Source organism: Sphingobium sp. ba1 (assembly GCF_000743655.1).
Classification (GTDB): Bacteria; Pseudomonadota; Alphaproteobacteria; order Sphingomonadales; family Sphingomonadaceae; genus Sphingobium.
Window position 1 is genome coordinate 442,789 of sequence record NZ_JPPQ01000083.1, and the last position, 11,767, is coordinate 454,555.

At 65.1% G+C, this 11,767-nt stretch carries 12 protein-coding genes; 4 read left to right on the forward strand and 8 right to left on the reverse strand.

Going from position 1 to position 11,767, the window contains the following annotated elements; translation table 11 throughout:
- A partial coding sequence (locus tag IL54_RS21360) for a cytochrome P450 (protein WP_037480277.1) occupies window positions 1-525 on the reverse strand: 525 nt, incomplete at its 3' end.
- The gene (locus IL54_RS21365; protein WP_037480279.1) at window positions 522-1,658 is read right to left on the reverse strand and encodes a hypothetical protein; all 1,137 of its coding nucleotides are present in this window, start codon (window positions 1,656-1,658) and stop codon (window positions 522-524) included. The genes IL54_RS21365 and IL54_RS21360, both read right to left, overlap by 4 nt.
- A 21-nt stretch (window positions 1,659-1,679) precedes the next feature.
- Here IL54_RS21365 and IL54_RS21370 point away from each other — a divergent pair, with 21 nt between their 5' ends.
- Window positions 1,680-1,973 (forward strand): hypothetical protein, encoded by a 294-nt coding sequence (locus IL54_RS21370; protein WP_037480281.1) that lies wholly within the window; start codon window positions 1,680-1,682, stop codon window positions 1,971-1,973.
- Entirely contained in the window at window positions 1,970-2,806 is an 837-nt protein-coding gene (gene kdsA / locus IL54_RS21375; protein WP_443211516.1) for a 3-deoxy-8-phosphooctulonate synthase, read from the forward strand. The genes IL54_RS21370 and kdsA overlap by 4 nt, the downstream gene beginning before the upstream one ends.
- A gap of 193 nt (window positions 2,807-2,999) precedes the next feature.
- Here the strand turns inward: kdsA and IL54_RS21380 are convergent, their stop codons facing one another.
- From IL54_RS21380 to IL54_RS24720, 4 genes are all read right to left on the reverse strand, one after another.
- Complete coding sequence (locus IL54_RS21380; protein ID WP_037480753.1) at window positions 3,000-4,265, reverse strand: glutamate-5-semialdehyde dehydrogenase; 1,266 nt, start codon at window positions 4,263-4,265, stop codon at window positions 3,000-3,002.
- A 73-nt stretch (window positions 4,266-4,338) separates the two neighbouring features.
- Entirely contained in the window at window positions 4,339-4,974 is a 636-nt protein-coding gene (locus IL54_RS21385) for a class I SAM-dependent methyltransferase (RefSeq protein WP_037480756.1), read from the reverse strand.
- A gap of 143 nt (window positions 4,975-5,117) precedes the next feature.
- The gene (locus IL54_RS21390; protein WP_037480283.1) at window positions 5,118-7,409 is read right to left on the reverse strand and encodes a CDC48 family AAA ATPase; all 2,292 of its coding nucleotides are present in this window, start codon (window positions 7,407-7,409) and stop codon (window positions 5,118-5,120) included.
- Window positions 7,391-7,747, reverse strand: a complete 357-nt coding sequence (locus IL54_RS24720) for a hypothetical protein (RefSeq protein ID WP_162182265.1) — start codon at window positions 7,745-7,747, stop codon at window positions 7,391-7,393. Before IL54_RS24720 ends, IL54_RS21390 begins: the two co-directional genes overlap by 19 nt.
- Between IL54_RS24720 and IL54_RS21395 the strand changes: the two genes are divergently transcribed.
- On the forward strand, window positions 7,746-8,630 hold the full coding sequence (locus tag IL54_RS21395) for a LysR substrate-binding domain-containing protein (protein WP_037480285.1): 885 nt from the start codon (window positions 7,746-7,748) through the stop codon (window positions 8,628-8,630). The genes IL54_RS24720 and IL54_RS21395 overlap by 2 nt on opposite strands.
- Before the next feature lie 86 nt (window positions 8,631-8,716).
- Complete coding sequence (locus tag IL54_RS21400; RefSeq protein WP_037480287.1) at window positions 8,717-9,874, forward strand: GGDEF domain-containing protein; 1,158 nt, start codon at window positions 8,717-8,719, stop codon at window positions 9,872-9,874.
- A gap of 6 nt (window positions 9,875-9,880) precedes the next feature.
- On the opposite strand, the gene metW is transcribed toward IL54_RS21400, so the two are convergent.
- Entirely contained in the window at window positions 9,881-10,474 is a 594-nt protein-coding gene (metW, locus tag IL54_RS21405) for a methionine biosynthesis protein MetW (RefSeq protein ID WP_037480289.1), read from the reverse strand.
- Window positions 10,471-11,607: a homoserine O-acetyltransferase MetX gene (gene metX / locus IL54_RS21410; protein ID WP_037480293.1), complete on the reverse strand. Its 1,137-nt coding sequence runs from the start codon at window positions 11,605-11,607 to the stop codon at window positions 10,471-10,473. Before metX ends, metW begins: the two co-directional genes overlap by 4 nt.
- Between the last annotated feature and the right edge of the window lie 160 nt (window positions 11,608-11,767).

Consider the following 11,767-nt stretch of genomic DNA (forward strand, 5'->3'; position numbering starts at 1 on the left):
GGCGGTGTGGATGATGTTCGATCGCGCCGCGTCCAGCGCCTGCGAAAACAGCGTGCGGAAGATGATGTCGGCCGCGACATGCGTCATCATCGGGTCAATATCGACCGGCTGGCCCCGGTCGGCGGCCTCAAACCGCGCCAGCAGATCGTCGGCCGCCGCCGCCATAAGAGGCATGGTCCGCCCCAGCGCGGTATGGGCGAAGGCGGGATTGACCATCGCCCGCTGGCTTTCCCAATCCGCACCATTGGCGGAAAAGACGCTATTGCCGATCAGCGGGTCGAGATTGCGGACCAGTTCGCTATGTTTGGGAAATGCGGTGCCGCCGCGCAATATCTGGTCCACCAGGCTCAGCTCATTGGCGATATACATGGTCCGGCCGGGCAGGCGGATTTCGCCCATCTTCATCGTATAGCTTTTGTCGAACAGCACATGGATCCAGCTATGCCAGCCACGCAGGAACCGCTTGATCAAGCCACGCTTGGTGCGGGGCGGCTGCGGATACGGGGGCGTAAAAAGATCGGTCAAGGGATCGTCCTGAAGGCGGCGACGGCTTCGTCCACGGTGCGGGGGCCAACGGTCAAGCTGATGAAATCGAGCGGCGAAAGCCGGTCGCCCACGCGCAGATAGTCGAAATGCGCCTCATATTTGTTCGACCAGCCGCCATGATAATTGTCCGGCTGATAGAAGAGATGGAAGCGCGGCGATAGCATGTCCACCCGCGCGGCATATTGATCCGCGACAAGGCGCAGCGGATTGACGTTATAATAGGCCGCGCCATCGGGGGGCGAGGAAATATCGACATAGCGGAACGCCTTGTCCGCCAGCGCCGCCAGATCATCATGATACCAGCGCGCGTCGCGGCGCAGGCCGATCACCGGCACCACCTGCCCCATACCCACCATCACCGCATGATCGGGCATCGCCGCGCCCCCGCGCAAGGCAAACACCCGGCGCAATATGCTCATGCCCAATATGGTGCCCGCGCTATGGGTGACGATCTGCACTTCGTCCCAATCGCCGTCCAGTTCCGCTGCGATACGGACGGCAAACTGATCGAGCCGCGCGTCCAGCTCCGCGCCCGGCCCATCGGCGGCCAGCGCGCCATGATAGGTCATGAACCGCAGCAGCCAGGGCACGACCAGCTTGGCCAGCACCCGCCCCGACAGCAGCGCGCTGATGCCGATGCCGATGAGCGCACTGACCCACAAGGGCAGCAGCAACGCCAGCAACAGCGCCGGCACCACAGCCAGCAACAGCGGGATCAGCATCGCGAACAGCGGCGGATAGAGGATGGTGATGACCGGCCCCGACCGCAGCTTGCGCATCCGCCCGAACTGCATGAAGCGCGCATGACCCAAATAAGCCCGCGCCGCCCGCAGCGCGAGCGGCAATGGATTGCGGATCCACACCTTGGCGATCAAATCTTCCCAGCGCAGATATTCATAATCGACCGCAACGCCCGCCTGTTTATTGGCGACATCCCACTGCACCGACACCAGCGACCCGTCCGGCCCGGCCCGCCGCGCGCCGACGGTCACATCCTCCCCCGTCAGTCTATGATAGCGCGCCGCCTGTTCGCGGTAGAGCTGATGATAAAAACGCACGCCGCGCGGATCGAAACCGCCGAGGTAGAAGACTTTACGCTTGAACTTTTGCACTGACCCAGCCCTAATCGGGGCATGAGCACACCCGAACGCGACTATTGCTATTTCATAGACCATCGCAAATACAACCGAAACATCGGCTGTAGGAAACATGACAATGCCTATGGCATCAATGGCGGCGGCAGCGAGCGGGACCGCTGGCGCGCCGACATGGCCTTTTATCGCCATATGAAGGGACAGGGCGACCCGATGGCATTGCCGTCCCTCATCGCCTGCCTCGCCTTTGGCTGGTTCTGCTGGAACTATCATCCGGGCAAGGGCCTGTGGCGCGGGCAATTGTTGCGCCGCTTCGCCAAAGCCCCCAAATGAGCGCCATGACCAGCCCAAACCATATCTCCACAGGTTCCGTCACCTTCGGCAACGACCTCCCCTTCGTCCTCATTTCCGGCCCCTGTCAGATCGAAAGCCGCGACCATGCGCTGTTCATGGCCGATGCGCTGGCGCAGATCGCGCGGCAAGCGGGCGTGCCCTTCATCTTCAAGAGCAGTTTCGACAAGGCCAACCGGACATCGGTATCGGGCCAGCGCGGCGTCGGCATCGATGCAGGCCTCGCGATCCTCGCGGAGGTGGAGGCGACGCTGGGCTGCCCGGTGCTGACCGACGTGCATGATGCAGGCCAGGTGGCGGCCGCCGCGCAGGCGGTGGACATCCTCCAGATCCCGGCGTTCCTCTGCCGCCAGACCGACTTGCTGCTCGCCGCCGGGCGGACGGGCGCGGTCATCAACGTCAAGAAGGGGCAGTTCATGGCCCCCTGGGACATGGCGGCGGTCGCGCAAAAGGTCGCCTCGACCGGCAATGACCGCATCCTGCTGACCGAACGCGGCGCGAGTTTCGGCTACAATACCTTGGTCAGCGACATGCGCGCTTTGCCCGTGATGGCGCAGACCGGCTATCCGGTCGTCTTCGACGCCACCCATTCGGTGCAACAGCCGGGCGGCCTGGGCTCCGCATCCGGCGGCCAACGCGAATATGCGCCGCTCCTCGCCCGCAGCGCGATCGCAGCGGGCGTCGCGGCCATCTTCGCCGAAGCCCACCAAGACCCAGACAACGCCCCCTCCGACGGCCCGGTCATGCTCCCGCTAGACTGGGTCGCGCCCATGCTCGCGAAGCTGAAAGCCATCGACGAAGTGGTGAAGGGGTAAGGCAAAGGCCCAACCCCGCCCTCTCCCGCCTTCGCGGGAGAGGCTATGAAGACTTGGCAGCGTGCTGCCTAGTCGCAGTCGGTGAGGGCCTTTCTTGCAGCGTTAGACAGACCCTCACCCTCCCACGCCTTCGGCGCGGGCCCCTCCCTCTCCCGCGAAGGCGGGAGAGGTGTGGCGGTCGCCCTTTATGCGGTCAGGGCCGAACCTGCCCCGTCCCCCGCACGATCCACTTGTACGTCGTCAGCCCCTCCAGCGCGACCGGCCCGCGCGCGTGCAACCGTCCGGTGGAAATGCCGATTTCCGCGCCCAGCCCGAATTCGCCGCCATCGGCGAACTGGGTGGAGGCGTTCCACATCACGATCGCGCTGTCCACCGCGTTGAGGAAGCGCTCGGCGGTTGCGGGATCGTCGGTGATGATCGCGTCGGTATGGTGGCTGGCATGGACGGCGATATGGGCGATCGCTTCCTCCACGCCATCGACCAGCCGGATCGACACGATCGCGTCGAGATATTCGGTATCCCAGTCCGCCTCGTCGGCGGGCTTCACCCGCGCGTCCATTGCCTGCACCGCTTCGTCGCCGCGCACTTCGCATTGCGCGTCGAGCAGCGCCCTGACCAGCGCGGGCGCATAGGCATAAGCGCGGTCGATCAGCACCGTTTCGGTCGCGCCGCAAATGCCGGTGCGGCGCATCTTGGCATTGACCACCAATTGCTGCGCCATCGTCGGGTCCGCCGCGCCATCGACATAGCTGTGGTTGATGCCGTCGAGATGCGCCAGCACGGGCACGCGCGCTTCGTCCTGCACGCGCGCGACCAAGCTCTTGCCGCCGCGCGGCACGATCAGGTCGACAAACTCCGCCGCCTTGAGCAGCGCGCCGACCGCCGCACGATCGGTCGTGGGCACCAGCTGTACGACATCGGCGGGCAGGCCAGCGGCGACGATCCCCTCGACGATCGCGGCGTGGATCGCGCGGTTGCTCTCCTTCGCCTCGCTGCCGCCGCGCAGGATCACCGCATTGCCCGCGCGCAGGCACAGCGCCGCCGCATCGGCGGTCACATTGGGGCGGCTTTCATAGATGATGCCGATCACGCCCAGCGGCACCCGCACCCGGCGCAAGTCCAGCCCATTGGGGCGCACGCTCTGGTCGATCACGCTGCCCAGCGGATTGGGCAGGCCCGCGACCTGCTCCACGCCCGCCGCCGTCGCCGCGACCCGCCCTTCGTCCAGCCGCAGCCGGTCGAGCAGTGCAGGCGACAGGCCGTTCGCCACCGCATTATCCATGTCGCGCGCATTGGCGGCGATGATCGCCGGTGCCTGATCCCGCAACGCCTGGGCCGCACGACGCAGCGCGTCGGCCTTTTGCGCGTCGCTCGCCTGCGCGATCACGGCGGCGGCGCGGCGCGCGCGCGCGCCCATCGTCGCGATCAGCATTTCGGGGGTCTGGGTCAGGTCGTTCATCATCACTCTCGCCATTCGGATGCGCGGCGGCTTAGCATGAAAGCCGACCGTTGCGAAGGCGATAGGACCGGCGTCAGGCCGCCTTGGCCAGCCCCTCATCCTTCACCGCGCGAAACAGGCGGCAGGGCGGAATATTGCGCCATTCCAGCGCATCCTGCACCTCGCCGAAGAGGGGATCGATCAAGCGGCGCACGAAGCGCGAATATTGATAGACGAGGAAGGCCCCGCCGGGCCGCAGCGCGCCAAGCGTCTCCGCCGCAATGCCTTCCCCCACGCCGTCGGGCAGGGTGGAAAAGGGGATGCCCGACAGGATATAATCGGCCTGAACATGCCCCGCTTCCCGAATGAAGCGGCGCACGTCGGCGGCCGATCCATGCACGACCCGCAGGCGGGGATCATCGATCTGCGCCTCTAGATAGGCGACGAAATCGACATTGAGGTCGATCGCCAGCAGCGTGGCGTCCGGGTGCATCCGGTCGAGGATCGCCTGCGTGAAGGTGCCGACGCCTGGCCCATATTCCACGAACAGGCGCGTGCGCTGCCAATCGACGGGGTCGAGCATGCGCTTCACCAGCGTCGCGGACGAGGGGATGATCGACCCGATCATGCCGGGATGCTTGACGAACTGCCGGAAAAACAGCCTCCACTGGCTCAGGAACACGCCCTTGCGAGCGCGATTGTCGTTCTTTTTCAAGGGAATGGAGGCCATCATTATCCGCCTGTTTGTCATTACGGTCGGGCGTCGCAAAAATCGGCAAGCCTTGCAAGCCGCATTGCGCGCATCGAGCAGGAACGCGCAGGCGGCGATTGGTTTCCCCGCCGCCTGCGCGTCACCCTAGCGGTGAGGCTCGATCAGGCCCGGTCGCGCCCGCGCACCATGCCCGGTGACACGAAGCCGATCGGATCGATCTGCATCGCGCTCTGCTTCAACGTCGCCTGGATCTGCTCATATTCCCGCTCCATGTCCGGCGTCACCGACGCGCGGGTTTCCAGCAGCGCGGCCTCGAAATGCGCCATCGTGACCTTCTCGACCGTCATCGACTGGCGCAGCGCGAACAGGCCCGCGCGACGCGACAGATCCTCCAGATCCGCGCCGGTAAAGCGCTGCGTCCGCGCCGCCAGCGAGGCGAGATCGACATCGTCGGCCAGCGGCATCTTGCCGGTATGGATCGACAGGATGCGCGCCCGCCCCCCTTCGTCCGGCACGGGGACATAGATCAGTTCGTCGAACCGGCCGGGCCGCAGCAACGCCGGGTCCACCAGCGTCGGCCGGTTGGTGGCACCGATCACCACCACCGACTGCAATTCCTCCAGCCCATCCATCTCGGCGAGAATGGTATTGACCACCCGCTCCGTCACCGCCGGTTCGCCAAGCCCGCCGCCGCGCGCGGGGACCAAACTGTCCAGTTCGTCGATGAAGATGACCGTCGGGGCCACTTGCCGCGCGCGGGCGAACAGCCGGGCGATCTGCTGCTCGCTTTCGCCATACCATTTGGACAAGAGGTCGCTCGATTTGGTGGCGATGAAGTTCGCCTGCGCCTCACGCGCCACCGCCTTGGCCAGCAGCGTCTTGCCGGTGCCGGGCGGGCCGTAGAGCAGGAAGCCCTTGGCCGGGCGGATGCCGATCCGGCGGAAGGCGTCGGGATTTTTGAGCGGCAGCTCGACCCCTTCCTTCAAGCGCATCTGCGCATCGTCCAGCCCGCCAATGTCGGACCAACCGATATTGGGTGCCTGCACCATCACCTCGCGCATGGCCGATGGCTGCACCCGCTTGATCGCCGACATGAAATCCTCGCGCGTGACGCACAATTCTTCCAGGACATCGGCCGGGATCGTCCCGTCCTCCAGGTTGAGGCGCGGCATGAAACGGCGCACCGTCTCGATCGCCGCCTCGCGGGTCAGCGCCGCAAGGTCCGCGCCGACAAAGCCATAGGTCATGCGCGCCAGTTCGGACAGATCGACCTTGTCGCCCAGCGGCATGCCGCGCGTGTGGATGCCCAATATCTCGCGCCGACCGCGCTCGTCGGGCACCCCGACCACGATCTCGCGGTCGAAGCGGCCGGGTCGCCGCAGCGCCTCGTCAATCGCCTCCGGGCGGTTGGTCGCAGCGATCACCACCAGATTGGTGCGCGGCTCCAGCCCGTCCATCAGCGTCAGCAATTGTGCGACCAACCGCTTTTCGGTTTCGCCGGTCACCTGTCCCCGCTTGGGCGCGATCGAATCAATCTCGTCAATGAACAGGATCGAGGGGGCAGCCTTGGCCGCCGCCTCGAATATCTCGCGCAACTGTTTTTCGGATTCGCCATAGGCCGACCCCATGATCTCCGGCCCGTTGATCAGGAAGAATTCGGCTTCCGATTCGTTGGCGACGGCGCGGGCCAGCCGCGTCTTGCCGGTGCCCGGCGGGCCATGGAGCAGCACGCCGCGCGGCGGATCGACGCCCAGCCGCTGGAACAGTTCGGGGTAGCGCAGCGGCAATTCGACCATTTCGCGCAACTGGTCGATCGTATCGGCCATGCCGCCGACATCGTCATAGGTCACGTCGGCACGCCGCGCTTCCTTCGGCTCCTCATATTCGGGGCGCAGCTCGACTTCGGTTTCCGCGTCGATCTGAACCACGCCCTTGGGCATGGTGGACACGACCACCAGCCGGATTTCCTGCAAGGCATAGGCGGGCGCGGCCAGCATCTGGCGTAGCTGGGGCGGCATGTCACCGGTCGGCACCTGCTGCTGCCCCGCCGTCGCGACGACATCGCCCGCGGTCAACGGCCGCTGGAAGAAGACCCGCTTGAGCGCTTCGGGATGGCCCTGAAGCCGTAAATTATTTTGTGCAGGCGCGAACACGACCCGCTGCGCCGGGCGCGGCTCCACCTTCTCGATATGGACGAAATCGCCCGACCCGGCCCCGGCATTGGCGCGCTGCAAGCCATCGAGGCGCAGCACGTCCAGCCCTTCATCTTCCTTGTACGGACGCACCACGCGCGCAGGCGTGGATCGCTTGCCGACGATCTCGATCACATCGCCTTCGCTTAGCTGCAATTCGGCCATCACCGTCAAGGGCAGCCGTGCAAGCCCGCGTCCCGCATCTTCGGGCCGCGCATTGGCGACCTGGATGCGGCGTCCAGTCATTTCCTCATCGGCCATCGGGCACCCCGTCCTTCTTGTTCCGTAACGAGATAGGAAACGTCGGCCGCCGCGAAAAGGGGGCCATGTGCCACGCCCAAGGCATAAAAAAAGGGCCGGCCACAAGGGCCAGCCCGTAAAGTTTTAGGAGAGGATGCCTGAAAGGCCTGCTCTATATGTAGCGTTAAACGCGATATTGCAAGTGCGAACGCAAAAGTTCCGGTTGCAAAAAATGCATCTTGCCATTCGCCTGATTTTCCTGCTCTGTAGGGCGAGGATGCTTGAGACCGGAAGCTGCCCACTCGATAACAGGCGATGACGCGGCGCAGCGCACCGGCGATGGAATTGTAAAAGATCATGCGGAGATTACCGCCCCTTACGGCCCTGGAGGCCTTTGTGCAGGTCGCACGCCTCGGCTCGGTCAAGGCGGCGGCGGAAGAGCTTGCGCTCTCGACTCCCGCACTCAGCCGCCGGGTTCAGGCGCTCGAACGCTTCATCGGCCGCCCCCTGTTCGACCGCAAGCATCAAGCGCTGGAAATCAATGCCGAGGGGCAAAGGCTGCTCGACGACATCGCGCCCGCCCTCGATTCGCTGGCCCAGGCGCTGGAAAATATCCAGAGCGGCGGCAATCAGTTGCGGCTGCGGCTGGCGGTGCTGCCGCTGTTCGCCACGCAACGCCTCTTCCCGCATCTGGGTGCCCTGCGCGCACTCCACCCCCAGCTGCATATCGACATCGAAACGACGCCCCATGCCGTGGCGCGGCTCGGCGAAGGGCTGGACGCGGCGATCGTGCTGCTGGCCAAGGATATCGATCCGGCGCTCTATGCCCATGAACTGGACCATGACGAAGTCTATCTGATCGGGCGGCGCGAACTGCTCGAAGCGCCCCATGCGCTGACCGCGCCGCAGGAACTGGCGAACCATACCGTCCTCATCCACCGCGACATGGCCCAATCCTTCGATGCCTGGAAGGAAGCGGTCGGCCTGCCCGACCTGCAACCGCTGGCGATCGACAATTATGATTCGGGCCAGTTGATGCTGGAGGCCGCGGCGCAGGGGCTGGGCGTGGCCGTCATGCATGCCAGCCATTTCAACCAGTCGGGCGATACCCGGCTGGTGCGGCTCTTCCCCGACACGCATATCGACAGCCCCTATCGCTATTTCTTCGTCTGCCGCCCCCGCGCGCTCCAGACGCGGGCGGTGCGCATCTTCCGCGACTGGCTGGTCGCCGCCGACATCTGACCGTGCGCGCGACCGGGAAGGGGAGACGGATCGATTCTTTCCCGCTATAGTCTTAACCTTGTTCCACCTCCGCCGTTATGAGGGTCATGACCGGGGCATCTTCTTCTTCCGCAGGCTCGCAACATGGGCTTACCGATCGGCTGACGCGCTGGGCCAAGGGTCTGTCGGGCAAGGCGGAGGAAGAAAGCGCGGAAGTCGAAGCCCGGCCCCGCGCCGGATCATCGTCCAGCCGCGAGATCAACCGCCGCCGCCAGCTCTATGAAGATATTGGTGATTTTCTCTTCGCCCACGACCTCGACCTCACGCCCATCAATTTCAGCGTCGCGCTGGATTATCTGACCGGCGCGAATATCGGCGTGGAAAAGGCGATCCGCGCGGTGCTGATGGAACGGGGCAAGATCACCAATGGCTGGGTCGAATCGGTCGCCGCTGAACAACGCGCCGATGAAGTCACCCCCGATTCGCTGGCGACCATGCTCGACAAGGTCGAGGAAAATCTGACCCAGTTCACCGGCCTGATGCATGAATCGCGCAATTCGGCGAAGGATTATGGCGCAGCGCTGCAGGAACAGGCCAAGGATCTGGTCGAAGGCGGCGATAGCGAGCCGGTGCTGGCGCGCCTCGTCGGCCTCACCCGATCCATGGTCGAAAAGACCCGCCTCGTCGAAACCCAGCTGCGCGAAAATCAGAAGCAGACCAAGGCGCTCAAATCCAGCCTCGAAACCGCCCGCCGCGCCGCCGAACATGACCATCTGACCGGCCTGCCCAATCGCCGCGCCTTTGAGACCGTGCTGCGCGAGGAAGTGGCGCTGGCGCAGGCGCAGGGCGAACAGCTCTCGGTCGCCTTTTGCGACATCGACCATTTCAAGCATGTCAACGACACCCACGGCCATGACACGGGCGACAGGGTGTTGAAATTCGTGGCTGGTCTCTTGTCCAAGGCGTCCAACGACCGCTGCCATGTCGCCCGTCATGGAGGCGAGGAATTCGTCATGCTGTTCCGGGGCAAGGGCGCGGGCGAAGCAGGCGAAGTGGTGGACGGCGTGCGCGAGGATCTGGCCAACCGCAGCCTCGTCAACCGCGCCACCGGCGAGCGGATGGATCGGGTCAGCTTTTCGGCCGGGGTGGCCAATGTGCTGGCCTATGAAGACGCCCGTGCCGCGCTCAAGGCCGCCGACCGCGCCCTCTATCTGGCCAAGGAACATGGCCGCAACCGCGTCTACCTCGCCGCCGAAACGGACTGATCGGCGCTATTTGCGCAGCAAAAACACCGCATGTTCGGCGAACAGATTGGCGTTCGCGTGCGTGGTTTCGCGGTCGCCCTTCAAGAACCACTGCCCGTCGATGGTCCAGCCGCGCTCCTTCACCAGGGCGCGGAAATCATCGACGGTGACATGGTGGATGTTGAGCGTGTCGTACCAGGTGTCGGGCAACAGCCGCGTTACCGGCATCCGCCCGCCCCACAGCAACGACAGCCGCCCGCGCCAATGCGCGAAATTGGGGAAGGACACGAACGCCTGCCCGCCGATACGCAGCAATTCCTCCACCACCAGGTCGGGCCGCCGGGTCGTCTGGAGCGTCTGGCTCAATATCGCATAGTCGAAACTGGCGTCGGGATAGTAACGCAGGTCCGTGTCCGCATCCCCCTGCACCACCGACAGGCCGCGCGCCACCGCCGCCGCGACGTTCGATCCATCAATCTCCAGCCCGCGCGCATCGACCCCGGCATTGTCGCGCAGCGCCGCCATCAGCGCGCCCTCGCCACAGCCCACGTCCAGCACCCGCGCGCCCTGCCGCACGGTCCGCGCGATCAACGCCAGGTCGGGGCGTAACGCCGCGCTCATGCTCGCCCGCCCTTCAGGAAGCCGTCGACCACCCGGTTGAGTTCGGGACATTCGAGCAGGAAGGCGTCATGACCGAACGGGCTGGACAGTTCGACGAAGCTCGCCTGCGCGCCGCTCGCGTTCAGCGCATGGACGATGATCCGTGATTCGGTGGTGGGATAAAGCCAGTCGGTATCGAAACTGACGAGGCAGAAGCGCGCCTTGCTCGCGGTAAAGGCATGGGCCAGCGACCCGCCATGATCCTCGGCAATGTCATAATAGTCCATGGCGCGGGTGATGTAGAGATAGGAGTTGGCGTCGAACCGATCGACAAAGCTCAACCCCTGATGCCGCAAATAGCTTTCCACCTGGAAATCCGCGTCGAAGCCGAAGGTCTTGGCGTCGCGGCCCTGCAAACGCCGCCCGAATTTCTCGGTCAGCCCGGCTTCGGACAAATAGGTGATATGCGCCGCCATCCGCGCGACGGCGAGGCCCGCGCTCGGTACCTGCCCGTCGGCATAATAATCGCCGCCGCGCCATTGCGGATCGGCCATGATCGCTTGGCGCCCCACTTCATGAAAGGCGATATTCTGTGCGCTGTGCCGTGCGGTCGACGCAATGACGACGCAGCTTTCGACCCGGTCGGGGAAGAGGGTCGGCCAGGTCAGCGCCTGCATGCCCCCCATCGACCCGCCGATCACCGCCGACAGCCGCGCAACGCCCAGATGGTCGAGCAGCAACGCCTGCGCCCGCACCATGTCGGCAATGGTCAGCACCGGAAAGCGCATCGCATAAGGGTCGCCGGTCGCCGGATCGATACTGGCCGGGCCGCTCGACCCCATGCAACTGCCGATGACATTGGCGCAGACGATGAAATGGCGCGCGGGATCGACCGGCTTGCCCTCGCCCACCATCCGCCACCACCAGCCGGGCTTTCCCGTGCCGGGATGCTCCGATGCGACATATTGGTCGCCGGTCAGCGCATGGCAGATCAGGATGGCGTTGGACCCGTCGGCATCGAGCTGCCCATAGGTTTCATAGGCGATATCGACCGGCCCCAGCGTCGCCCCGCTCGACAGGTTGAGCGGCCCGGTCAGGCGGACCTGGCGGCGCAGGCCGAAACGGCTGTCTTCAGTCGCGATGATGCTGGCCATGATGCCGCCGCGCTAGGACCGCCACCTGTTCCTGTCAATCGCCAGCGGGTGGTGGCATGCCCTCACAAATCCACCCCCGCCGCGATCGCTTCCAGCTTGCGGATGCGTTCCTTGAGGTCGGCGACTTCGATCCGCGCGACCGCCGATGGCGGGGCGGCGT